Source organism: Megasphaera sp. AM44-1BH, assembly GCF_003467125.1.
In the GTDB taxonomy this organism is placed as follows: Bacteria; Bacillota; Negativicutes; order Veillonellales; family Megasphaeraceae; genus Megasphaera.
Map to the genome: position 1 here is coordinate 39,775 of NZ_QSFA01000002.1, position 25,547 is coordinate 65,321.

General features: G+C 51.5%; 22 protein-coding genes and 1 other RNA gene. 22 read left to right on the forward strand and 1 reads right to left on the reverse strand.

What is annotated here, in order from left to right; translation table 11 throughout:
- Positions 1-13: 13 nt before the first annotated feature.
- The 12 genes from dcd to pfkA all read left to right on the forward strand — a co-directional run bounded on the left by dcd (position 14) and on the right by pfkA (position 10,768).
- Positions 14-538 carry a dCTP deaminase gene (gene dcd, locus DW949_RS02345; RefSeq protein ID WP_118021683.1) on the forward strand — a complete coding sequence of 175 codons (525 nt, stop codon included), beginning with the start codon at positions 14-16 and terminating at the stop codon, positions 536-538.
- Between the two features lie 11 nt (positions 539-549).
- Positions 550-1,533: a P1 family peptidase gene (locus DW949_RS02350; protein ID WP_118021684.1), complete on the forward strand. Its 984-nt coding sequence runs from the start codon at positions 550-552 to the stop codon at positions 1,531-1,533.
- A gap of 77 nt (positions 1,534-1,610) precedes the next feature.
- Positions 1,611-1,958, forward strand: an RNA gene (rnpB, locus tag DW949_RS02355) — RNase P RNA component class A.
- Positions 1,959-2,199: 241 nt separating this feature from the next.
- Positions 2,200-3,423 carry an aspartate kinase gene (locus DW949_RS02360; protein ID WP_118021685.1) on the forward strand — a complete coding sequence of 408 codons (1,224 nt, stop codon included), beginning with the start codon at positions 2,200-2,202 and terminating at the stop codon, positions 3,421-3,423.
- Between the two features lie 7 nt (positions 3,424-3,430).
- Entirely contained in the window at positions 3,431-3,730 is a 300-nt protein-coding gene (locus DW949_RS02365; protein ID WP_118021686.1) for a hypothetical protein, read from the forward strand.
- Between the two features lie 130 nt (positions 3,731-3,860).
- Positions 3,861-4,220, forward strand: coding sequence for a holo-ACP synthase (gene acpS, locus DW949_RS02370; protein WP_118021687.1), 360 nt, complete (start codon positions 3,861-3,863; stop codon positions 4,218-4,220).
- Positions 4,221-4,310: 90 nt separating this feature from the next.
- Entirely contained in the window at positions 4,311-5,243 is a 933-nt protein-coding gene (locus DW949_RS02375) for a peptidoglycan DD-metalloendopeptidase family protein (RefSeq protein WP_233539464.1), read from the forward strand.
- Between the two features lie 17 nt (positions 5,244-5,260).
- Complete coding sequence (locus DW949_RS02380; protein ID WP_118021689.1) at positions 5,261-6,916, forward strand: NAD(P)H-hydrate dehydratase; 1,656 nt, start codon at positions 5,261-5,263, stop codon at positions 6,914-6,916.
- Between the two features lie 7 nt (positions 6,917-6,923).
- A complete protein-coding gene (locus DW949_RS02385; RefSeq protein WP_118021690.1) occupies positions 6,924-7,835 on the forward strand; it encodes a ComEC/Rec2 family competence protein in 912 nt (303 codons plus the stop codon).
- An 83-nt stretch (positions 7,836-7,918) separates the two neighbouring features.
- Positions 7,919-9,073, forward strand: coding sequence for an N-acetylmuramoyl-L-alanine amidase (locus DW949_RS02390; RefSeq protein WP_233539465.1), 1,155 nt, complete (start codon positions 7,919-7,921; stop codon positions 9,071-9,073).
- 173 nt (positions 9,074-9,246) lie between these two features.
- Positions 9,247-9,816, forward strand: coding sequence for a shikimate kinase (locus DW949_RS02395; RefSeq protein WP_118021691.1), 570 nt, complete (start codon positions 9,247-9,249; stop codon positions 9,814-9,816).
- Positions 9,806-10,768, forward strand: a complete 963-nt coding sequence (gene pfkA, locus DW949_RS02400; protein ID WP_118021892.1) for a 6-phosphofructokinase — start codon at positions 9,806-9,808, stop codon at positions 10,766-10,768. Before DW949_RS02395 ends, pfkA begins: the two co-directional genes overlap by 11 nt.
- Before the next feature lie 147 nt (positions 10,769-10,915).
- On the opposite strand, the gene DW949_RS02405 is transcribed toward pfkA, so the two are convergent.
- Positions 10,916-11,869, reverse strand: a complete 954-nt coding sequence (locus DW949_RS02405; protein WP_118021692.1) for a magnesium transporter CorA family protein — start codon at positions 11,867-11,869, stop codon at positions 10,916-10,918.
- Between the two features lie 207 nt (positions 11,870-12,076).
- On the opposite strand from DW949_RS02405, the gene DW949_RS02410 reads away from it, so the two are divergent.
- From DW949_RS02410 to DW949_RS02455, 10 genes are all read left to right on the forward strand, one after another.
- Positions 12,077-12,754, forward strand: a complete 678-nt coding sequence (locus DW949_RS02410) for a DUF554 domain-containing protein (protein ID WP_118021893.1) — start codon at positions 12,077-12,079, stop codon at positions 12,752-12,754.
- Positions 12,755-12,813: 59 nt separating this feature from the next.
- Positions 12,814-13,740: a ketopantoate reductase family protein gene (locus DW949_RS02415; protein WP_118021693.1), complete on the forward strand. Its 927-nt coding sequence runs from the start codon at positions 12,814-12,816 to the stop codon at positions 13,738-13,740.
- Positions 13,741-14,125: 385 nt separating this feature from the next.
- A complete protein-coding gene (smc, locus tag DW949_RS02420) occupies positions 14,126-17,680 on the forward strand; it encodes a chromosome segregation protein SMC (protein ID WP_118021694.1) in 3,555 nt (1,184 codons plus the stop codon).
- Positions 17,681-17,682: 2 nt separating this feature from the next.
- Positions 17,683-18,627: a signal recognition particle-docking protein FtsY gene (gene ftsY, locus DW949_RS02425; RefSeq protein ID WP_118021695.1), complete on the forward strand. Its 945-nt coding sequence runs from the start codon at positions 17,683-17,685 to the stop codon at positions 18,625-18,627.
- 24 nt (positions 18,628-18,651) lie between these two features.
- The gene (locus tag DW949_RS02430; protein WP_118021696.1) at positions 18,652-19,113 is read left to right on the forward strand and encodes a YhcH/YjgK/YiaL family protein; all 462 of its coding nucleotides are present in this window, start codon (positions 18,652-18,654) and stop codon (positions 19,111-19,113) included.
- A gap of 11 nt (positions 19,114-19,124) precedes the next feature.
- On the forward strand, positions 19,125-19,934 hold the full coding sequence (thiM, locus tag DW949_RS02435; protein WP_118021697.1) for a hydroxyethylthiazole kinase: 810 nt from the start codon (positions 19,125-19,127) through the stop codon (positions 19,932-19,934).
- Entirely contained in the window at positions 19,927-20,439 is a 513-nt protein-coding gene (thiW, locus tag DW949_RS02440; protein WP_118021698.1) for an energy coupling factor transporter S component ThiW, read from the forward strand. The genes thiM and thiW overlap by 8 nt, the downstream gene beginning before the upstream one ends.
- Positions 20,440-20,617: 178 nt before the next feature.
- Positions 20,618-21,211 (forward strand): TetR/AcrR family transcriptional regulator, encoded by a 594-nt coding sequence (locus DW949_RS02445; protein ID WP_118021699.1) that lies wholly within the window; start codon positions 20,618-20,620, stop codon positions 21,209-21,211.
- Positions 21,195-22,352 (forward strand): efflux RND transporter periplasmic adaptor subunit, encoded by a 1,158-nt coding sequence (locus DW949_RS02450; protein WP_118021700.1) that lies wholly within the window; start codon positions 21,195-21,197, stop codon positions 22,350-22,352. Before DW949_RS02445 ends, DW949_RS02450 begins: the two co-directional genes overlap by 17 nt.
- An 11-nt stretch (positions 22,353-22,363) precedes the next feature.
- Entirely contained in the window at positions 22,364-25,531 is a 3,168-nt protein-coding gene (locus tag DW949_RS02455) for an efflux RND transporter permease subunit (protein ID WP_118021701.1), read from the forward strand.
- The last annotated feature ends 16 nt before the right edge of the window (positions 25,532-25,547 follow it).

Here is a 25,547-nt window from a genome sequence, read left to right on the forward strand (position 1 = left end):
GAAAGGTGAAACTATGATATTATCGGGCAAGGAAATCGTTAAACATCTGGGCAGGGAAATCATCATTACGCCCTTTCATCCGGAACGGGTCAATCCCAACAGCTATAATTTGTCGCTGTACCATGAACTGATGGTGTACGACCATCCGGAACTGGATATGGCCAAACCCAATCCGGCATCGACCATCTATATTCCCAAGTCGGGATATGTCCTCCAGCCCAATAAGTTATATCTGGGCCGGACCAATGAATACACGAAGACCGATGGCTACATTCCCATGCTGGAAGGCCGTTCTTCTGTGGGCCGTCTGGGTGTCTTTATCCATGTCACTGCCGGATTTGGCGACGTAGGGTTTGCCGGTTACTGGACGCTGGAAATTTTCTGTGTACAGCCGATCCGCATTTATCCTGATGTGGAAATCTGCCAGATCTACTATCATGATATCGACGGGGAATACGATACCTATCATGGCGGCAAATATCAGAATAATACGGGAATCCAGCCCAGTATGCTCTGGAAAGACTTTGAAAAGAAATAGCAGGTGAAAACATGTTGCGTGAAATTCCTCTGGAAGATATACAAGGTTTCCGCATCGGCAGTAGTGACGATGCGGCCGGTGGGACCGGATGTACTGTTCTGATTTGTCCCGATGGGGCTCCGTGTGGCCTCGATGTTCGCGGTGGCGGACCGGCGAGCCGGGAAACGGAATTGCTCAATCCCAGAGCAGCGGCTGAACGTATCCACGCCGTGCTTTTAAGTGGCGGCAGTGCCTTCGGGCTGAATGCGGCTGCCGGTGTCATGCAGTATCTGGAAGAACATGACATCGGATTCGATACGCGGATTTGCAAAGTCCCCCTCGTACTGGCCTCGTGCATTTATGATCTGGGTTGTGGCAGTAATGTCCGTCCTGATGCGGCTATGGGATACGAAGCCTGCGTACAGGCAGAACAGAATCATACTCTCATGGGCAATCACGGAGCCGGTACGGGTGCTACGGTGGGGAAATGCTGTGGCCCATCCTACATGATGAAATCCGGCCTGGGAATCTATGCCGTACAGACCGGCGATATCCAGGTCGGTGCCGTCATTGCCGTCAATGCCCTGGGTGACGTGCTCGATGAAAACGGCCGTATCCTGGCAGGCATGCGCTCCCGGGAAGGCCGGGGATTTGCCGATACGCGCAGGGTGCTCCTGGAAGAATATGGAAAGACAGACACCTTGTTCTCCCAGCGTCAGGCAGCTGGCGGGACGACCAATACGACCATTGGGGCCATCGTGACTAATGCGGCATTTGATAAAGCTCATATGGGGAAAATTGCAGCCCTTGCCAGCAACGGACTGGTACGGACCATCCGGCCGGTCAATACGACAGCCGACGGCGATGCGGTGTACGCCCTCAGCGTGGGACATGTGCAGGCTGAACTTAATACGGTGGGTGCTCTTGCAGCCTATGCCGTGGAACAGGCTGTACGCCGCGCCGTCTGTCATGCCGAATCGGCATACGGCATTCCGTCCCTTCACGACTGGCAGTGATAGAGGGAGGGATAAAGGACGCCCCCCTTTCTTCCGTCCCTTGACGGCATGGCGGATTTATGATATGATTGCGCAGATGAGTATGAATGACAATCGCTGGCCTCCGGGTCAGAGGAAAGTCCGAGCTCCGCAGGGCAGGATGCCGGATAACGTCCGGCGAAGGCGACTTCAGGGATAGTGCCACAGAAATGTGTACCGCCGCGCAAGCGGTAAGGGTGGAACGGTGCGGTAAGAGCGCACCAGCAGTACAGTAATGTGCTGGCTAGGTAAACCCCATCTGGAGCAAGACCGAATAGGGAAGGGATGAGGCGGCCCGCTGATCTTCCGGGTTGTGTCGCTTGAACATGCTGGCAACAGTATGTCTAGATAGATGATTGTCGCTGCCGCAAGGCAGAACAAAACTCGGCTTACTGATTACTCATCATACTGTGATAGGAGAAGGCTGTTGCATCTATGCGGTGCGACAGTCTTTTTTACTGTTGTACCGGGCGTGCTGGCATCATCAATACCGGGAACTCCGTTTGAAATTTCATTAGATATAACGAAATTTTTGTATACATTTTTTTGATACTTTACAATAGGCTTAGCGCATGATATCATGGCAGAAGGTAGTCGTTTAGTAACGTTTACTACAGGCTTTATTTCAATAAAAGCGAGGGATATAAGTTGGCATTAATTGTGAAGAAATTTGGCGGCAGCTCTGTAGCCACGCCGGATAAGATGCGCGCCATCGTGCAGCGCGTTCTCAAAGGATCCCAGCCCGATGACAAGATTGTCATCGTCGTATCGGCTATGGGTAAGTCAACAGATAAATTGATTGAACTGGCCGGCCAGATCACATCGAAAACATATGGCCGTGAAATGGATATGCTTCTTTCTACGGGGGAACAGGTTTCTATTGCGCTGATGGCTATGGCTTTTCAGGAAGCCGGACATAAGTCGATTTCCTTTACCGGCGCCCAGGCAGGTATTACAACCAGTGATGCGTTTAATAAGGGCCGCATCCTGGACATCCAGCCGGACCGCATTTTAAAAGCACTGGATGAAGGCAATATCGTCATCGTCGCCGGGTTCCAGGGGATTACCGATGCAGGCGACATTACGACGCTGGGCCGTGGCGGCTCGGATACGACGGCTGTCGCCATTGCAGGAGCTATCCATGCTGACGTATGTGAAATCTATACAGACGTAGAAGGTATCTATACATCGGATCCCCGCGTCGTACCCAATGCACGGAAAATGAAAGAAATTACCTACGGGGAAATGCTGGAAATGGCAAAACTCGGGGCCGGCGTCATGCAGCCCCGCGCTGTTGAAATGGGCAGCCGTTTCAATATTCCTATTCATGTCCGTTCCACTTTTTCTGAAAACGAAGGTACTATTATACAGGAGGCTTATTCCATGGAAATCAAACAGTATTTGATCCGCGGCGTCGCAGAAGATAAAAATGTTGCCAAAATTACCGTTCTGGGAATTCCAAACAAACCGGGTTATGCATACAAATTATTTGAAACCCTGGCCAATGCCAATGTAGTCGTCGATATGATTGTCCAGAGCGTACGCGTTGCCAACGAAGGCGTAACGGACATTACCTTTACGATTTCCCGCGATGAACTGGCTTCTGCCAAGGATGTACTGGAACAGATCAAAGGGATGATGCCTGTAGAAGATATCCTTATTGATGACAAGATGGCAAAAGTTTCCGTTGTTGGCGCAGGCATGGCCGGCCATCCGGGCATTGCTTCCGGCATGTTTGGCGTGCTGGGTAAAAATAATATTAATATTGAAATTATTTCTACTTCTGAAATCAGCATTACCTGCCTCATTTCCCAGGACCAGGTAGATACAGCCGTACGTGCTATCCACGCCTATTTCTTTGACGAAAACTGAGGCTCCTATGTCTGTGCTGGATAATTTTGTAGAAGAAATGCTTCAGGTAGAAGTTCCTAAACGTGTTCTTCTGGAACGCATGCTGCACGGCCTTGAGGTCGAAAAGCCGCCACAGTTCAAGATACCGGCACCGCAGTACACGTTTGAATCCAATCTGCATGGCCTGCGCTATGATTATCAGAAGAAAGAAGTCACTATTTCGTATAAAGTAGCACCTAAAGTATATGATGATGTGACCGTTGCGTTTGCTACGTTCAAGGTACTGCTGGAAGGCATTGCTGTCTGTATCCGTATGCAGAAATGGTAAGGGTTGTTAGTCAGAAGAGAGGCTGCCGCATTAAGAAAAAACTTAGTGCGACAGCCTCTTGTTGTTTCAAGCGTCAAACATCAGATATCAAACATATGCAACGGGATATGCCCGTCTGGGAGGATTTTGTATGACTTGTGGAGTGGATATAGTAGACATACGGCGTATGGAAAAACTGGTTTGTACCCACAGCCAGTCTTTGCACCGCTTATTTACGGAACAGGAAATTACTTATTGCCGCAGCCGGGGAAAAGGACAGTATGCTTCTTTTGCCGCTGTGTTTGCCGCCAAAGAAGCCTTTTGGAAAGCCTGCCGTACAGGCTTCCGGGAAGGAGCATGGACTGATGTGGAAGTGCGGCATGATGAGCTGGGTGCGCCTTATTTGGCCCTGCACGGGGGCTGTGCGGCCCTCTTGAAGGAACGGGGAGACCTGTCCTTGTCTCTGGCACACGATGGCACGTATGCCATTGCCCAGGTCGTCTGGATGTAACACGAATTCCTTAGAGTTGAGATTAAGTTTCTATTCCGGATGTGCTATAATAGAGTCGTTGAATCCAAAGCACATAAAGGAGAAGATAGAGTGTACAAGAAATTCCTTATCTGGCCCCTGATTATCGTGGCCAGCCTGCTGCCCGTGGGAATATCCCATGGGGCATCAAAAGCCAATGTCACTAATGTCCGTGTCGTGACACGCAATGATGCCGATGTACCGTTTGTCCGCACTGTCCTGGATGTCACCGGCCCGGTGCAGCCCCGGTTTGCCATCGATAAAAGTGGCTATAATATTGTCGTCACCATTCCTAATACGAACCTGAGCCGGAGTATCAATCCCCGTCCCCAGGTCAATCAGAATGTCATTTCGCGCCTGGAACTGGGCAATAAAGGCCCCCATACAGAGGTCCGCATCCGCGTGCCCAAAGCCGTGAATCCAAAAGACTTGAAAGTCTTTACCCTGGATGGAAATGCCAAGCAGAAAATCAGCAACCGCGTTGTTATCGATGTGAACGATAAATCGGGCAAGATACAGCAGTGGAGTCACTGGCATGATTCCAAAGACAGTATTTCCAAGCCCTTCAGTGAATCCATCAAGAAAGGCTTTAAGGGGCAGAAACCTTTTGCCGGTCCTGGCAAAGGAGATATGATCTGGCCTGTCAAAGGGGTCATTACGTCGCCTTTCGGGTATCGCATCCATCCGATTTACGGCCGTCAGATTCTTCATTCCGGCATGGACATCGGTGTGGATTATGGTACTCCTGTCAAGGCGGCCCTGGATGGCGTCGTCGTCGAAGCGGACTGGATCAGCGGCTATGGCAACGCTGTCATCATTGACCACGGCAATGGCATGACTACTTTGTACGGCCATAATGAACGGCTCAATGTCGAAACGGGACAGAACGTAAAGCAGGGAGATATCATTGCTTATGCCGGCTCTACAGGAAATTCGACAGGGCCTCACGTTCATTTTGAAATCCGCGTCAATGGAGAAGCCGTTGACCCGGCTTTGTATTTGTAATCGATAAGGAGGGTATCATGCAAAAGCTCAATACAGCAGCCCAGATGCGGCGCATGGATCAGACAGCCATGCATGGCAGGTATGCCATTGCGCCGGCAGTCCTCATGGAAAATGCAGGTCACGCCGTCGTTACCTGCGCGGAAAAGGCCGTCCATGGCTGGCAGGGTAAGGACGTTGTGATTTTGTGCGGCAAGGGCAATAACGGGGGAGACGGTTTTGTCATAGCCCGTCATCTTCTGAACTGTGGCGCCCGGGTCTATGTCTATGTGCTGGGAACAGAAGAATCGTACAGCCCGGAAGCACAGGCTCATCTCCATACCCTGCAGGAACTGGCCGATGAGGAGACCTGCCTTATAGATTACTTTGTACCGTCGGACAAGGCCTGGGATACAATGTACCGGCGACTGGCATCCAGCCAGGTTGTGATTGATGCCATACTGGGAACAGGATTCCATGGTACGTTGCGCATGCCCGTGAGCCGCATGGTCAATATGGTCAACGAAGTGGCAGCATCGGGCAGCCTTCAGGTCATTGCCGTCGATATCCCGACAGGGGTCAATGCCGACACGGGCGACGTCAGCGGCAGTGGCGATGAAGAAGCAGCCGGTCCCATATTTGCCGACATGACGGTTACCTTCGGCGTCTGGAAACGGGGACTGCTCCTGTATCCGGGTCGTACCTGTGCCGGACTCGTCGTCTGCGATGATATCGGCATGCCCCGGCCTCTCCTGGCCGGCCGGGAAGATGATGCCGCGTATATGCTCGAAGAAAATGATATATCGGAAGTTCTGGTTCCGCGCAGCCCTGATTCCCATAAAGGCACTCATGGTACGGTCGCCATCGTGACCGGCAGTAGTGATATGGCAGGAGCCGCACTGATGGCTGCCCGCGGTGCCCTGCGCAGCGGAGCGGGAAAGCTCTTTCTGCGTGTGCCGGCACGTACGGCAGCCTATTGCATCGGCCGTCAGGCTGAAGCCATGGTGCGCGGTGTCGGAAGCAGTGATCATTTTACAGCTGCCGATGCAGCGGAAATCATTGAAGAAAGCCGGCAATGGTCGGTACTGGCCATGGGGCCGGGCATGGGGAAAGCAGAAGAAACGAAGACATTCCTCAAAGAAGTCATTGCCCATACGTCGTGCCCGCTGGTGCTCGATGCCGATGCGCTGAATCTCCTTGCAGGGGAACGGGATTTTATAGCCCCTTACGGCAGCCGCATCATTATGACGCCCCATCTGGCGGAATTCAGTCGCCTCAGCGGCCTGTCCCTGGCAGATATCAAAAAAGATTGTATCGCTGCAGCCAAGCAGTTCGTGCAAAACTGGCACGTAACGCTGGTCCTGAAAGGAGCGCCGACGGTTATCGTGTCGCCAAAGACGATCCATGCGTATGTCAATCCCGGCGGCAATGCCGGCATGGCCTGTGGCGGCATGGGGGACATCCTTACAGGTATGACAGCCGCTCTTGTGGCCCATGACGGCATGACCAGTCTGTGTACCGCTGCCTGTGCGGCTGTCTGGCTTCACAGTGCTGCCGGTGATGTCTGTTATGACACGTATGGCTCCTATGGATTTCTGCCTATGGAAGTCGCTGATGCCGTTCCCCGGGTCATAGCCCGTCTGGAAGACAACCGGCCACTGCCTGTATTGCAGCAGCCGCTGGTGACGGAGGCATAGCCGCAGCGTGTATCCCTTTAAGGGAAAAGGACTGTTCCGTATCGTTTGGATACTGGTGACAGTCCTTGTTGTTTGTCTGGCAGGCTGTGCACCGCATACACGCGACGACAGCAATCTGCAAATTCACGTCCTGTCTGCCGGTCAGGCTGATGCCGTGCTCATACGGCACGAAACCGGCGATTTCCTCATTGACAGCGGGGACAGTGACGGGACAGACAGGCTTTTGTCCCAGCTGCAGAAGTTTCACGTGCGCCGTCTGGAGGCGCTGATTCTGACTCATCCTCATGAAGACCATATTGGCGGTACGCCGGTGCTGCTGGAGACTCTGCCTGTAGCCTGTATCTATGACAACGGGCAGGAATCAGAATCTCCCGTATATGTTCACTATCGTAAGATAGCGGCCCAAAAAAGTATTCCCTGTAAACCACTGCAGCGCGGATATCAGCTTACCTGGCCCGATGGGCTGGTTTTATCCGTCTTATCGCCTCCGGCACGGGGAGAAAGCGGCTATTGGACACTGCAGGCTTCTAAGAGCAGGGAAAACAATTTTTCTCTCATCTGCCGCCTGGAATATGGAACCTTTTCCATGCTGTTTATGGGTGATGCCGAAAGAGAAAGCGAGCGGATCCTGCTGCAACATATACCATCCCCGCAGGTGCGGTCGGCTGTGCTGAAAAACGGTCATCATGGCAGCCGTACGGCGACAACGGAAGAATTGGTAAAAGAAGCAGCTCCTGCTGCAGCCGTTATTTCCTGTGGTGCCGGCAATTCCTTTGGCTTTCCTCACCGGGAAGTATTATCTCTCCTCGCGTCGTATCATATTCCTGTCTATCGTACCGACCGGGACGGAACCATATCGATTTACAGCGATGGCACATCCTATACGGTAGAACCATCTCATGATGATAGAACTTTGTGACGGATTTGTGAAAAAGAAGAACTTAAAATAGAGCAGGAGGTATGGTATAATAAAAACGTTCATTTGTAAAGGAGAAGATACTATTGCTGAAAAAACTATGTATGATACCTTTATTGGCTCTTGCCTGCCTGCTGCCGTTCGTTTCTGTGCAGGCTGCAGCCAATACGGAAATTACCAGTGTCCGTGTAGCGACACGCAATGATGCAAATACCCCCTTTGTCCGGACAGTCCTCGATGTGTCCCGGAAAGTCACACCCCGCCTGTATATTGACAAGAGCGGCAAATATGTGACGGTTACACTGCCCAATGCGAAAATCGATAAAAATGTGCAAAAGCAGTATGATGCCAATTCCAACGTCGTGTCCCGTATATGGCTGACACAACGCTCTTCCGGTACGGATCTGAATATCAAAGTGCCGCGTCAGGTCACGGCCCAGGATGTGAAAGTATTCACCCTGCCGGGGGATAAAAAATCGAACCGCTCAGACCGGGTAGTCGTCGATGTCAACGATAAATCCGGTAAAGTAAAGCAGTGGAAACACTGGGGCAATGAATCTATTGGCATTCACTCCTCGCAGAATACGAAAGCTTCTAAAACGGGCGGAGCATCGGTTACGGTGCCATCCTACGGCGGCAGTGCCAGCTACAGCCTGACAAAGGGGCTGAAAGGGAAGACCATCTGCATCGATCCTGGCCACGGCGGCAGCGATACAGGAGCCCTTGGCAGTTTCAGCCAGGAAAAGAATATTACTCTTGCCATTTCCAAGAAAGTACAGAGTCTACTGCAGCAGGCCGGAGCCAACGTTATCATGACCCGTACGACTGATGTCGATGTGTATGCGCCTAATGACGGAGCAGTAGAAGAACTGCAGGCACGCTGCAATATTGCCAATGCAGCGAAAGCCGATGCCTTTGTCTGCATCCATATTGATTCCTACTCTTCAGCCGATGCCGGTGGCGTAACGGCTTATTACAACAGCAAGACATCCCACGACGCCGGCCTTGCCAAGTATATTCACAATCAGAATATGAAGGCGACGAATTTCCAGGACCGGGGCATACGGACGGCTAATTTCTACGTCCTGCTCCATACGAACATGCCGGCAACGTTGCTGGAACTGGGCTTTATTTCCAATCCAGGTGAAGAAAAAGCCCTGAATACAGAAGCACAGCAGCAGAACTTTGCCGAAAGCATTGTAAAGGGCCTGGCTGATTATTTTGATAATAATGGCATATAATAAAAACAACTGATGACAGATGCCCCTGTCGGTCCGTGCAAAAAGCCGGACTGGCAGGGGCATTCCATTATGGTTGTTTTTTTAATTTATATATACTCATACCCTTTAAATTTTGCTATAATAGATAAATGAAATACGTTGCAGGTGCAACATACTGCAAGGAGGGAAAGGGTATGATTAAGCGCAATATAGTTCTTGTAGGCATGATGGGGAGTGGCAAAAGCCATATAGGCCGCAAGCTGGCTGTCCGTCTGGGGTGGCAGTTTGTCGATACAGACCGTCGGATCGAACGCCAGATGGGACAGACTATTGCCGACTTTTTTGAACGGGCCGGGGAAAAGGTATTCCGTGAACGGGAAATCAATGTGCTGCAACAGGTCAGCCGCTACCATGAAGCGGTTATTTCTTTTGGCGGGAATTTCCCAATGAATATCGAAACATACCGTATCCTTCACCGTCATGGCTATATTGTGGCCCTGCGCTCGCAGCCGTTCCGCGTTGAAGAACGGGTGGGGCGCCACATCGGCAAACGGCCGACTGTAGACTATGACAATCTCCATGCGTTTGTTACGCGAATGGATGCCCAGTGGAAGCATGTATACCCGTACTGTGATTATGTCGTCGATACGACCGATTACAGTGCTGAAGAGATAGTAGATATTATTGTACAACGCATCAAAGGGGACGATATCGTCTTCGTTTCCCGCGAACCAAAGGAGGCAGATGGTCATCATGATAAATAAAATTGGTGTACTTACAAGTGGTGGTGATGCGCCGGGCATGAATGCGGCTATCCGCGGCGTTACCCGTTATGCTATTGAAAAAGGGCTGGAAGTAACCGGTATTGTCCGGGGATATGAAGGGCTTCTGAGCCATGAAATCATGCCACTGAACCGCCGGAGCGTCGGTGCTATCATCCATCGCGGTGGCACGATGCTGCGCACGGCCCGTTGTCTGGAATTTCTGGAAGAAGAAACGCAGAAAAAAGCGGCGGCCTATATCCGCGAACAGGAAATGGACGCTCTGGTCGTCATCGGCGGTGACGGTTCGATGCGCGGCGCCCAGGCGTTGAGCCGTCTGGGGATTCCTACGGTTGTCATCCCCGGCACCATTGATAATGATATGGGCGGAACCGAATACACTGTCGGTTTCGATACGGCTGTCAATACGGTCCTGGAATCGGTCAATAAAATCCGTGATACGGCTTTTTCCCATGACCGGGTTGCCGTTATTGAAGTCATGGGCCGTCATGCCGGTTTTATTGCTCTCTATGCCGGGATGGCTGCCGGTGCTGAAGCGGTACTGGTACCGGAACATGAAGTATCGCTGGAAGATTTGTGCACCCATCTCAATGAATCCCACCGCATGAAGAAGATGAGCAGTATTGTCGTCGTAGCCGAAGGCGCTGCCAAAGGAGCCGATGTGGTCGATTATATCAAAGGCCATACCTATCTGGAGCCGACCCTGACGGTGCTTGGCTATGTACAGCGTGGCGGTTCGCCCTCGGCGAAAGATGCGATTATGGCCAGTCTGTTTGCGGAAAAGGCCATAGACAGCCTGCTGGCCGGTACGTATAATTGTGTCATCGGACAGATTGGTGAACGCATCGTCGCTACGCCTTATACGGAAGCGGAACGGCTTCATTTCCCCCTCGATGAAAACATGTACCGCCTCGTCCTCGAACTGGGACGATAAAGGAATCTGGCCATAACGGACCAGGGCGTTCCCATAATGTCACCAGCCAGGGGCCGGTCAGCTCGTTGTATAAATCCGATATAAAAATGCTGTCGCACGAAGCAGAAGTGCCTGATGCGACAGCATTTTTTTGCCAGGTTGTAGTTTTTAAAATAAATGTTTGAGCCAGAGCAGTGCGACGGCGGCTCCGGAGCAGAGAATGGCGATGGCGATGATGATGGGGAACCCCATAGGGTCATCGGCCCAGGGAACGGGAACGTTCATGCCCCAGAGGCTGAAAATAATCGTCGGTACGGCCAGGATAATCGTTATGGAAGCGAGGAATTTCATGACGATATTCAGGTTATTGGATATGATTGAAGCAAAGGTATCAGACATACTCATGAGGATATTGGAGTACATTTCAACCATTTCAATTGCCTGCTTGTTTTCGATGATGACGTCTTCCAGCAGGTCTTCATCTTCTTCATACATCTTGAGCAGATGGTGCAGTGTCGTATTGCGGCGCAGACGCATGAGCTTTTCCATGACGATGCCGTTGCCGCGCAGGGCTGATGTGAAATAGGTCAGTGATTTCTGTAATTCCAGCAGCAGGAAAAATTCCTTATTCTGCATAGAATGGCGCAGGTCCTGTTCGATGTCATCGGTACGATGATTGATCTGCTGCAGGTAGCGCAGGAAGAGTGTTGCCGTGCGGTATAAAATCTGAAACAGGAACCGGGTCTTTTTGAATGTATAAAACAGGGGATATTTATTTTCTGTAAAAGCCCGCATGACTTCCGTTTCCTGGATGCACAGGGTAATGATGAAGTCTGGCGTAATGAATATGCCCAGCGGCAGTGTGTCGTAACTGTCTGTTTCCAGGATGATAGGGATATTGATGACGATGAAGATATAATTGTCTTCCAGTTCCACGTGGGACCGTTCTTCCGTATCCAGAGAGGTCTTGAGAACGTCTGTCGGAATTTCCGTCACCATGGAAACGAGCTGGAGATCTTCCGAATCGGGGTTGACCACATGTATCCAGGAGCCTTTCTCAGCAGAGGCGAGAGAAATGTTGTCTTCCAGATGACCATTATTGTGTTTATAAACTTGAATCATGATGGCAGCCCCTTTCTCTGTGTGTGTTGTAAGTCCAAATTACAATATAATCATAATTTACTCATCCGTCAAGAGAAAAGGCGATATTAATTGTAATGACTCTGTAAAATACGGGACTGCCGGCCTGTAATCTGCGATGGTTGCGGGAAACACAGAAATTTGCTATAATTAAAAGGTTTATTTTCTATGGATATGGGGGAATGGAATATGTTGGCTGTCGTATTCAATGGTTGTATGACTTCGCTGGGGGCACTCATTGGATTTTTTCTGAAACGGGGGATTCCCAAGCAGTATACACAGGCAATTTTTGGCGTCATTTCTCTTTGTGTGACCGTCATGGGCATACAAGCTGCCGTCGCGACGCAGAATCTGATACTGGTGCTGGCCAGCATGATTGTGGGCACACTGGCCGGGACGGCGCTGCATATAGAAGACCATATGCAGCAGTTCGGGGAATATCTGAAAAAACGTCTCCGTGCGGGGAATGAATCGGATTTCGTCAAGGGATTTGTTACCTTGTCTTCCATGCAGGTCATCGGTGCCATGGCTATCCTGGGTCCGGTCCAGGCGGCTCTCGGCAATAATGAGCTACTGTATTTTAAAAGCGTCCTCGATTTTACGTCGGCATTTATCTTTGCGACCATCTATGGTCTGGGAATCGTGCCGGTAGGACTCGTCGTCTTAGTGTACCAGGGATTGTTCTACGTGCTGGCGACGCTCTTTCTGCCGCTCATGACGACCGATGTCATCCGGGAACTCAATGCCGTAGGCGGCGTCATGATCCTGGGGATAGCCCTAAATATGTTTGGCACGACGAAGTTGAAAATTGCCGATTTCCTTCCGGCTTTGTTCATACCGATGATCTATTATCATTTCATTTGTTAGAGAGAAAATCGTGGAGAAAATAAGGGAACCGGACTTTGGAATAAGAAAGAAGGAATAGGATGAACATCATGGTGAGTGGTATTGGCGGCATCGGCGGGTACATAGCCTCTGTACTTTGTGCCCATGAATCGGATGTAACTCTGGTAGCACGACGGAAACGGCGTCAGTCTCTGGAGGAAAACGGACTGATACTGCACAGTCTGCTCATGGGAGAACGGGTATTTCACCCGGCTGTTACAGATACTCCGGCGTCGGCAGGGATACAAGACATGATATTTATCTGTACGAAGACGTTTTCCCTCGTACAGGCACTGCAGGATGTTATACCGTGTATAGGCCCTGCCACGATAGTAGTTCCGGTGATGAATGGTGTGGATCATGATGACATAACCCGTCGTACCATTCCTTGTGGTATCGTAGTTAATACGGTCATTTTTGTCACCTGTTCATACCGGGACGATTATTCTATCGATCAGAAAAGCCGCTATGCCCGCCTGCTCGTATCCAGTCCGGGAACCGCTGGAGCCGCTGAAGTGGCAGCCGTATTGAATCACGAAGGGGAGCTGGAATGCACGGCCGTTGCCGATCTGCGTCCCGAATTGTGGCATAAGTTTATCCTGAATTGTGCCTATAATACGATTACTGCCTATTACGGCTGTACGACGCGCGGGCTGGCTGAACATCCGGAGCGGCTGCAGCAGTTCCGGACACTGATCCGTGAAGCCTATGCTGTCGCACGGGCAGGGGATGTCCCTCTCGACGAATCTGTTGCAGAGGATATATATGACCAGATCCTGCATCGCCGCAGTCTGGATGACACGAGTTCCACGGCCCGTGATTTTCTGGCTCACCGTCCAAGTGAACTGGAAACGTTCGGCGGCACGCTGCTCCGGTATGCTGCCCGGTGGCACGTATCAGTCCCGTTATCGGAATCTTTTTATACATCATTGTGGAAAAAAGAATCGTCTTATAGAGAAAACCCGTGACGGGTAAAAACAGGGTCAGCATATGATATCCTGAAAAGAGATGGGACAGCAATGTGAATGTATGGGTTCATGTTGCTGTTCTTTTTGTGTATGAAATCAGATGTAATGTTAGCATTAATATTATTATCTGGGAGTGCTATTATCTTAAATGTAATAAAAATAGTTATATTTAATGACAGGCCCTTCATTCTTTACCTATTCTTTTAAGTCTATTATATTGGTGTTTTTACATATCTATGGTATGATAGAATATGTTTATTATATCAATCGTTTGGAAAGGCTCCCTGTTTACCGAAGCGGGAGCGGTTCCATAGGGCAGAAAAACTATGGATAGGATGGGAATATCGTATCCACAGAAATATCTGGTTGGGAAAGTTGACAGAGTATGCAATTAATAAAGATGGAACTGCGGGGATTTAAGTCCTTCGCAGATAAGACAACATTGACATTTGATAAGGGAATCACAGCTATCGTCGGACCGAACGGCAGCGGCAAGAGCAATATTTCCGATGCCATCCGCTGGGTCATGGGGGAACAGAATGTCCGCCAGCTGCGCGGTCAGAAGTCGGAGGACATTATTTTTTCCGGTACGGAAAAACGGCGTCCCCAGGGAGCGGCAGAAGTATCCCTGTATTTTGACAATAGCGATCATCAGCTCGATGTCGAATTTGCGGAAGTCGTCGTAACACGGCGGATTTTCCGCTCCGGCGAAAGTGAATTCTTTATTAACAAGCGGCCGTGCCGTTTGAAAGACATTCATCTTTTGTTTGCTGATACGGGTATTGGCCAGGATTCGATGGCTGTCATCGGCCAGAACCGGGTGGACCGCATCTTGAACAGCAAGCCAGAGGAGCGTCGGGTCATTTTTGAAGAAGTGGCCGGTATCAGCCGCTATAAGAGCCGTAAACAGGAAGGATTGCGCAAGATAGCGGAAACGGAACATAATCTCGAACGCATCCACGATATGATGAGCGTGCTGGAAGAACAACTGGAACCAATGAAAGAACAGGCACAGCGGCTGCAGGCGTTCCGGCAGCTTGACGGGGAGCGACTGGCCTATGAAGGTACTTTGGCCTTGCAGGAGCTGCGCAATGCCGAACGACTCCTTTCCAAAGCGGAAAATAACCGCATCACGGCCCAGCAGGAACATGATGCGGTCACAGCGAAGCTGGAACAGGCGGCAGCGGTCCGCAAGGATCTGGTGACGCGTATGGAAGAAGAAAACGGTGTTCTGCGGCGTCTCGATGAGGAAACACTGGCCGTCCACAATGAACTGGATAGTATGAAAAGCCGTCACGAAGCCTTTTCCAGCCGTCAGCAGGAACTGGCGGAATCCTTCCGGCAGGCCGGACAGGATGCTGGTCTGGCAGAAAAAAAAGAAGAACAGGTCAACGAACAGAAGGCGGCCTATTCACGGCAGCTCGAAGGGAAAAAGCAGGAACTGGAAGCGGCCCGCCAGGGATTGTCCCTGACGCAGGAATTATTCCGTCAGGCTGAAGAAAAAGCCCGGAAAGCGGCAGAGGCTGTAGCAAAGATACAGACGGAAAGCGCAAAAAGACAGCAGGATTTATTTGTTCTGACCCGGGACATGGAAGACTTGCGGCGCCGTCTGGAAGAAAACCGGAGTCAGGCCGGAGAACTGGAAAAGACGAAAAGTGATCAGGAACAGGCCGCATCCAGGGCTACCCGTGCCGTACAGCAGGCCAGAGAAGAACTGTCACAGGCGCAGCAGAAATTTCAGTCAGCGGCAGCTCTTCTTGAAACGTGGGAAGGGAAACGAAGGGAAACCGGTGAGCGTCTCCGCCAGGCAGAACAGGCATACCGCAGTCTGCGGGGAAGTACGGCCGCACTTTCCCAGCGCATCCGCGTACTGGAAAGCATGGAGCAGGAACACGAAGGACTGGGACGGGCCGTAAAAACGGTACTGTTGGCACAGAAGCCGTGGCGGTCCCGGGTCTGCGGCGTTGTCGGGGAATTGTGTACCATACCGCAGGCTTATGCGACGGCCCTGGATATAGCCCTGGGCGGCGCAGCTCAATACGTGGTGACGGAAGATGAAGGGACGGCGAAACAGGCCATTTCCTATTTGAAAGAACGGCATGCCGGCCGCACGACGTTCCTGCCACTGGACACGGTGCGGCCCCGCAGCCGGACCCGCGATGAAGAGTCGGCTTCTTCTATGGCAGGCATCATTGGCTTTGCCAACGACCTGATACAGTTTGACGACAAATACAGAAATATATTTTCTTCTCTTCTTAACAAGACGCTCATAGCAGAAACGGTCGATGCCGCTTCTGCTGCAGCCCGCGCGTATCAGCACCGGCTGCGCATCGTCTGCCTTGATGGGACCTTGTTCAATGCCGGCGGCTCTCTTACCGGTGGCAGTATAAAAAACAGGGAAGGATCCCTCATCAGCCGGCGGGCGGCCCTGCAGGACCTGAAGGCCGAAGCCGCTGCATCGGAGCAGAAACTGCAGGAACTGGTCCGTCAGGGCAATGAACTGCGCCATGCGGCAGACGAAGCGGACCGGGCAGCGGCTCAGCAGCAGCAGCTCCGCCAGCAGGCCGATATGGAGCAGCAAAAACTGCGTCTCAGCGTAGAAAGTATGGAAAAAGAAGAAAAGCAGGCCAGCCATGCAGCCAGCGAAGCGGCACAGACCTTGCAGAAGCTGTATGCAGCCCGTTCTGATATCCAGGCAGCGCTGGTGCAGAAAGAGGAAATCCATGCATCCTGGATGGAGGAAAAGCCGGCAGACACAAAAGCACTGGAAGAAAGACAGCAGCGGACACAGGACGAACTGGAACAGTGCCGTCATGCTCTGACAGACCGGCAGGTCGCCCTGGCTACCCTGGAGGAACAAATTCGTCATCTGAAAGAGCAGATCTGTCAGCACGACGAACTGTCCCGCCAGGCGGCTGATGCGTCCCGGGAAGCGGCAGGCCGGTTGGAATCGATACGGCAGCGTCAGGAGGAAACGCGGCAGCTGTTGCAGGACCTGACAGAGCATATTAAAGAAAAAGAAGCGGAAACGAAGGCCAAGGATGACGAAAAGACCGCCTTTTATGCTTCACGGGAAGCGGATTTCCAGAAGAGCCGGGAACTGGAACAACAGATACACGGTTTCCGGGACGAACAGGAACAGTGGAATCAGCGCGTCCATGCAGCCGAAGTACAGCAGGAAAAGTACCGTGGTGAAATCGGGCGGGGAGAAGAACACCTGGCTCGTCAGGGACTGAGCCGGGAAGAGGCGATGAAGCGGCGCCGTGAAGGGTCTCTCCGTGAGTTGAACGAACAGGTCGCACAGCTGCGGCAGAAGATAGCCGGCCTGGGACAGATTAATCCCAATGCCGATACGGAATATCAGAATGCCGTAGATAAACGGGATTTTTATCATACCCAGTGTGAGGATCTGCTGGAATCGCGGAAACGGCTGCAGACCGTCGTTGCCGAAATCGATGAGGCCATGTCCAGCCAGTTCAGTCAGGCCTTTTCTGAGATTGCCCGTCATTTTCAGCGTATATTCAGCCAGCTTTTCGGCGGCGGGACGGCCCACATTTCCCTTACAGACAGTCACGATGTACTTCAGGCCGGCGTGTCTATCCTCATTCAGCCGCCGGGAAAGAAACAGCAGCCCCTGACATTGCTTTCAGGCGGGGAACGGGCACTGACCGTCATTGCCCTGCTGCTGGCATTCCTGGCCTATCATCCGGCGCCATTCGTGCTGTTTGATGAAGTCGATGCGGCCCTTGATGAAGCCAACGTCATCCGCATGGCAAAATATATGAAGAATTACAGCGGGACGACCCAGTTCATCGTCATCACCCACCGGCGCAAGACGATGGAAGCGGCCAACACCCTGCAGGGGGTGACTATGGAAGAAAAAGGCGTGTCCCGCCTGCTTACAGTCAAGGTAGACGATATGATAGAGAAAGGAAGTTAATTATGGGATTTTTTTCAAGATTACGCAAAGGTTTGGAAAAAACGAAAGGCTCGCTGATTAAAAATATTGAGACCGTCGTCCGCGGCTATGCGAAAATCGACGAGGATATGTACGATGATCTGGAAGCGGTCATGCTCACCGGTGATATCGGCGTGGAAACGACGGAATATCTTCTCGACCAGATCCGCAACGGCGTCAAGAGCCGGGAAATCCAGAATGGCGATGATGTCATTCCCTATCTGGAAAAATGTATCGTAGCCCTGCTGGAAGAAAATAACGAACCGGTCCCTGATTGCACCGGTACGACCGATGTTATTTTCATTGTCGGTGTCAATGGCGTAGGCAAGACGACGACTATCGGCAAGCTGGCCAAGTATTATACGCAGCAGGGAAAATCGGTCATGCTGGCCGCTGGAGATACTTTCCGGGCAGCCGCGGCAGAACAGCTTACTATCTGGGCAGAACGCACGGGTGTCCCCATTGTGAAACATCAGGAAGGGGCCGATGCGGCTGCGGTTGTATTTGATGCGACGGCGTCTGCCAAGGCCCATCATACGGATATCCTCCTCGTCGATACGGCCGGCCGGTTGCAGACTAAATCCAATCTCATGGAAGAACTGCGTAAAATGGCCCGTGTAGCCTCCCGCAATATTGAAGGGGCTCCGCAGGAAACGCTGCTGGTCCTCGATGCGACGACCGGGCAGAATGCGGTCAGTCAGGCCAAATTATTCGGCGATGTCGTACCCCTTACGGGTGTCGTCCTCACCAAGCTGGATGGTACGGCAAAGGGCGGCGTCATTTTATCGGTCAAACGGGAACTGGGCGTGCCTGTGCGCTGGGTCGGTGTCGGGGAAGGCGTCGATGACCTGCGTCCCTTTGATGCAGCCCAGTTCGCCGATGCACTTTTTGACCGCAATGTGGAAAAGAGAGAACAGGAAGAAGATTGATTACTCTGGAAGGGTGGGATTTTCATGTATGCAGGAAATATCAGGCAATGGGAGACGGAAGTACAGGCAATGCCGGAATGGCTGCGTCCCTGGATCAAAGAACTGGCGACGCTCCGTACGGCTTTGCTCAAACCGGGACGCCACGAGCTTTCGGGGCCGCATTTTTTCAATGTTGATGAAGTCATGACGGAAAATGCTTCGGCCCGTAAGATAGAAGCACACCGGTCCTATGTCGATATCCAGATGGTGCTGGCCGGGAGAGAATACATTGGCTGGCAGCCTTTGTGCCGTTCGGGAAAGGTCATAGAAGCGCGCCCTGATGATGATATCTGGTTTTATGACGGTTCCTACGAAGATGACACGCGGGTTCTCATGACTCCGGGGACGTTTGCCATCTTTCTTCCCGGCGACGGCCATCGTCCGTTGTGTGCGCCGGATGGGATGTGCGGCCCTGTCCGTAAGATTATTATGAAAATCCATATCTGAGAGGCTATGTCATGAATGTATTACAGGAAGCAGGAAAGGCACTGCAGCGCCTGCGGCAGCAGCGGCCACTCATCCACCATATAACCAATGTCGTCACCATCAACGATTGTGCCAATGCGACGCTGGCCATAGGAGCATCGCCGACCATGACCTGGGCTCCGGCTGAAGCAGGAGAAATGGCCGGTGCTGCCTCGTCTCTGGTTCTCAATATGGGGACTCTCCAGCCGTGGACCATCGATGCGATGGAAAAAGCCGGTAAAGCAGCAGCCGGACAGGGAGTCCCTATCGTGCTCGACCCTGTAGGTGCCGGCGGGACGACGTACCGGACGCAGAGAGCCATGCAGCTGGTGACACATCTGCCTCTGGCCGTTATCCGGGGAAACGTCAGCGAAATGATGTGTCTCGCCGCGGGAAAGAGCGGAGTCAATCCGGGCGTGGACAGTCATGATACGGAGCAGGTTACTATCGAAAAAGTCCGCCGTCTGGCACAGCTGTTAAAGACGACCGTGGCTGTCACGGGACCGGTCGATGCCGTATCAGACGGAACGCGCAGTGTCCTTCTGGGAAACGGTACCTCCCTTCTGACGTATGTGACGGGTACGGGCTGTATGACGACATCGCTCATCGCATCCTTTGCGGCCGTGTCCGACCCGTTTACGGCGGCTGTCAGCGGCATTCTCTCCATGGGAATTGCCGGAGAAAAAGCGGCCTGCATATCCCAGGGGCCGGGGACATTTCATTTGCATCTCATCGATGCGTTATACCAGTTACAAGCAGAAACATATCTTACGTATGGAAAGGTTCTGACCTACGATGAATAATCAGAATGCATATTTGAAAAAACTGACTCTCACGGCTATTTTTATTGCGCTCGGCGTCCTTCTGGCCCCTCTCGTATCATTTCCCTTTGGAGGAGCCCGCGTATTTCCCCTGCAGCATCTGATCAATGTCCTGCTGGCAGTCCTGCTGGGATGGCGTTATTCGGTTGCTGGCGCATTTTGCATTTCTTCTATCCGTATCGCTCTGGGTGTCGGCACGATCCTGGCCTACCCGGGCAGTATGATCGGTGCCTGTCTTTCGGGGATCCTGTACAAAAAGACCGGATCCATATGGGGAGCCGTCGTCGGGGAAATTTTTGGCACGGGCATACTGGGAGGACTGATTGCTTATCCGCTGGCTGCATTTATTCTCGATTCCAAAGCCGTGGCCCTCTGGTTCTTTGTCGTCGCGTTCCTGCCTAATACATTTATTGGTGCCATCTGTGGGGCGATATTCCTCAAAATCATTCCGCTGAAACGGATGGTAGAGGATATGCTGAAACGATAACAAAATAAATAGTTCTAAAACAAGACAAATTTATACGGGGCTGTAGATTTTCATTGACTAATACAGTCCCGTATATTAAACTATAAATTGGTACTGAGTTTTCTATTTGAGTTTTTTGTTGTTATTTTTTTGAATAGGACATATTCGTTTTGAAGTGGAGGATGGATAGGGTGAGTGCATGAATAAAGATATCCGTGAACAAATCTTGCAGGCGGCGATAGACGAGTTGCGTGTGCATGGCCCGAATTTCCATATGGATGATCTGGCCCGCCGTCTCCGTATCAGCAAGCGGACGTTGTATGAACATTTTTCGTCCAAGCAGGAAATGATTATTGAAGCGTTATATTCCCTGATGGATGAAGTATATACCCGTCATGTGAAACTGTTGCAGAATCAGGAACTTACGGCAGAAGAAAAACTAATAGAGTATTTTAATGTCAATGCCAGCGGCAAGGTGTTTTCCATGCGCAAAGCCAAGGAAATTTTCACCAAGATGCCGGAAATCTGTGCTACCATGCAGACCTATTCCAAACGGGACTGGCAGATTCTGGAACAGATTTTTGAACAGGCACAGGAAAACGATGAGTTTATTGATTTTGATAAAACGCTGCTCATTCATATGCTGCACAGCGCGGCTGATGATGTACTGGACTATGTGGAACAGACAGATCAGGATTACTCGTTTCCTGAATATATGGAAAAGTGTATCCGTATTATTTTATATGGAATAAAAAAAGACAGGGGGCTTACATTGCATGATAAAGAAGGGTAATTTATTCAAACTGGGCGTAACGGCGCTGACTGTTGCGGCCTTATTGACGGGCTGCGGGGCCCAGCAGGGGGCGCAGAAAGGTGCTGTCGCCGTCAATACGTACAAGGTACAGGCGGAGGATACGCCTGTCAAAGCAGAATACAGCGGCACCGTAACGGCTACGGATAAGGTTCCCGTACGGCCGAAGATTTCCGGCCGGGTTGTGGAAAAATACGTCCAGGGCGGTCAGGAAGTAACGGCCGGACAGGCCTTGTTCCGTCTGGACAGCCGTACCTATGACGCGGCTCTGGCCCAGGCGAAAGCCAATCAGGCACAGGCTGCTGCCAATCTGGCCAATCAGGAACTGAACCTGCGCCGCTATCAGACACTGGCCAGCCAGGATGCCGTTGCCCAGCAGATCGTTACCGATCAGGAAGCGGCGACGGCCCAGCAGCAGGCCGTCGTAGAAGCCAATGCCGCCCAGGTCGATGCCGCCCAGGATAACGTCGATGATACCATCGTCTATGCGCCATTCTCGGGAAAACTGAATGTCGATGATGTACCAATCGGCACCTTTGCCACGGCCGGTTCTACGGCACTGGTTACGATTTCCTCGACAAACCCTGTATTTGTCGAATTTTCGATCAGCGAATCGGAATACCTGCAGATGACGAAACAGACCGGGGCCGGCAGCTGGGGAGACCATCTGCTCCTGCGCCTTAGCGACGGGTCTACCTATCCTTATGAAGGCCGCGTCGTCCAGGTCAACCATGGCATGGATGGCAATTCCGGTTCGATTATCGTAAAAGCCGTATTTGATAACCCGGAAAATCTTCTCATCCCGGGACTGTATGCAACGGTCGTTTCCGATACACAGGTACAGCGGAATGCTCTGGCCGTACCGCAGCGTGCCGTACAGCAGACACTGGGCAAGTATTATATCTCCATTGTCGATAGTGATGGACAGGTACAGACGAAAGAAGTCACGCCGGGACAGAAAGTCGGCAAATTCTGGATCATTACAGACGGCCTGTCCGACGGGGATACGGTCATCGTCGATGGGTATCAGAAAGCCAAAGGGGCAACGCTGGATCAGCATCTGCTGACAAAGACGGATATTGAAAGCAGTTCTGATACGACGACGGATAGTACATCCAAATAGGAGGCAGTACAGTGATATCTAAGTTTTTTATAGACAGGCCTATTTTTGCCATCGTCATTTCGCTGGTCATCTCCATTCTGGGGCTGTTGTCTCTGCTGACATTGCCGATAGCAAAATATCCAAAAGTAACGCCGCCGCAGATCAGTGTATCGGCGACATATGTCGGAGCCAACTCGGAAGTCATCGGGACGACCGTAGCCAGCGTCATCGAACGTCAGATGACCGGTGTTGACGGGCTCGATTATATTTCCAGCTCCAGTAACGATGATGGCCGGTATTCCATGACGGCCCAGTTTAAGACGGGCACGAATGATGATATGGACATGGTCAATACCCAGAACCGTATCAGTCAGATTCAGTCCACCCTGCCGTCGGAAGTAACGCAGACGGGGGTAACTGTACAGAAGTCAACGAGTTCGACCGCTATGGTTTTTGCGCTCGTATCTCCTAGTGGCACGTATGATGCAACCTTTTTGAAAAACTATGCGACCCAGTACTTCATGGATGAATTAAAATCCGTGTCTGGTGTCGGTAACGTACAGGAATTCGGATCGGACTATGCCATGCGTATCTGGCTCAATCCGATGAAAATGAGCATTTTAAAAGTAACGCCGACCGAAGTCATGGCGGCGATTAAATCGCAGAATACGCAGGCTGCTGTCGGTACAGTAGGGTCACAGCCTACGCCAGATAGCCAGACGTATCAGTACAGTATGCGTACAGACGGCCGCCTTCAGACAGCGGAACAGTTTAAGAATATTATTGTCCGCACTAACAGTGACGGATCTATGATCCGCATAGGCGACATTGCCAGTGTCAATCTTGGCAATAAAGATTATAATGTCACCAGCTCTTATAATGGCCAGAATTCGGCAGGGTTCATGGTCAGCCTGACATCCGATGCCAACGCCATGCAGACTGTCGATGGCGTACGAAAAGTATTGGAAAAGGCCAAGCAGTCTTTCCCGAATGACATGGATTACAGTGTAGTCTATGATAGTACACAGTTTGTACGGGCCTCTATTAAAGAAGTTATTGAAACGTTCGTGGAAGCGCTGCTTCTCGTTGCGTTCATCGTATATCTGTTCCTTCAGAGCGGCCGCTCGACACTGATTCCGCTCATCGCCGTACCGGTATCGCTGCTGGGGACCTTCGCCAGCTTCAAAGTGCTCGATTTCTCCATCAACACACTGACCCTGTTTGCCATGGTCCTGGCTATCGGCCTGCTCGTCGATGATGCCATCGTCGTCATCGAAGCCGTCGAATACGAAATCAAGTATAATGCCAAGGGGCCGCGGGAGGCGACGATCATTGCCATGCGCAATGTACAGAACCCGGTTATCGGCGTTGCCTGTGTACTGGCATCGGTATTCATACCGGTCGGTTTCCTCAGCGGCATGAGTGGTATTTTGTACCGGCAGTTCGCCTTTACCATCGCCATTTCCGTCGCCATTTCGGCCTTCGTCGCACTGACGCTGACGCCGGCCATGTGCGCTTCTATCCTGAATATACACAAGCCCAATGACAACCCGAAGGGCATTTATAAGTTCTTCCAGAAATTCAACCTGGCCTTTGACCGCCTCATCGACTGGTATGGCATCCGCCTGGCTCATCTCCAGCTCCATCTGAAATGGGTCGTGGCGTTCCTTCTTCTCCTTTGCTGCCTGACCGGGGTTGTTTTCAGGGTTATGCCTACGGGATTTGTTCCTTCTGAAGATAATGGGTTCATCATGGTCAACGCCACACTCCCGGAAGGGACATCGCAGGTAGAAACCAAGAAATTGACGACAAAGATGACACAATGGCTTCAAAGTCAGCCGGCTGTCAAGGGCGTCATGAACGTTACCGGTTTCAGTATCCTGGCTGGTGGTGCCAAACCGAATGGTATGACTATTTTCCTGGGTATGGATGACTGGTCGCAGCGTAAGACGAAAGATTTGTCTGTCGATGCGCTGGTAGGTAAAACGATGATGTTTGGCAACCAGATTCCTCAGGCACAGGTCATGGCCTTGAATCCGCCTCCTATTGATGGCATGGGTACATCGTCCGGCTTCAGCATTGTCATTGAAGACCGTGGTGGTCATGGCACATCGGATTTGAATGCGACGACGCAGAAATTTATCGCCGCTGCCCGTCGGCGTCCGGAAATCGGTTCTGTCTATACGGCCTTTGCTGCCGATACTCCGGGCTATCAGCTGGATATTGACCGCGACATGGTAGCACGGGAAGGAGTATCGCTGAGTGATTTGTATACGACGCTGCAATCCTTCTATGGTTCCTATCAGGTCAATGATTTCACCATTTTTGGCCGTAACTTTAAAGTCGTCATTCAGGCGGCGCCGGAGTTCCGCCAGTCTATTGATGCCAATAAACATCTCTATGTCAAGAACAGCAGCGGAGAGCTCATACCGGTATCTAATTTTGTCCGGCCCAAGCCTATCGGTTCTGCTTCTATTATCAACCGCTTCAATGATTATCCTTCCATTACTGTTCAGGGGGCACCGGCCAATGGCTACAGTTCTGGTGATGCCCTGAATGCATTGAAAGAAATCGCCCAGGATACGCTCGGTGAAGGTTATGCCTATGAATGGAGCGGCATGAGCCGTGAAGAAATCGAAGCAGGAAATAAGACCGTTTATGTATTCAGTCTGGCTATCCTCTTCGTATTCCTGGTACTGGCTGCCTTGTACGAAAGCTGGAAGGTACCTTTTGCTGTATTGTTCAGTGTGCCGGCCGGCCTGTTCGGGGCTTCTGCCTTTGCCTATCTGCTCAATCAGCAGAATAATATTTACTTCCAGATTGGTATACTCGCCGTTATCGGCCTGGCTGCTAAGAACGCCATCCTGATCATCGAATACGCGAAAGTCCGTGTCGATGAACGGGGCATGGATCCCGTATCGGCAGCAATCGAAGCGGCCAAGATCCGTCTCCGCCCGATCATCATGACGTCCCTGGCCTTCGTCGTAGGTTCTATCCCCCTGGCCATCGCCACTGGGGCGGGCGCCGCGTCGCGAGTCACTATGGGCATCACAGTCGTATTTGGTACATCCATTGCGACCATCTTCGGTGTATTCCTCATTCCGATGCTGTTCATCATCGTAGAAAATATCGGACACAGAGGAAAATCCTTTAACACGGTAAAGAAATCCGATGGAAAACAGCAGGGTTCAGGAGCATAATAAGCAACTTATAAGC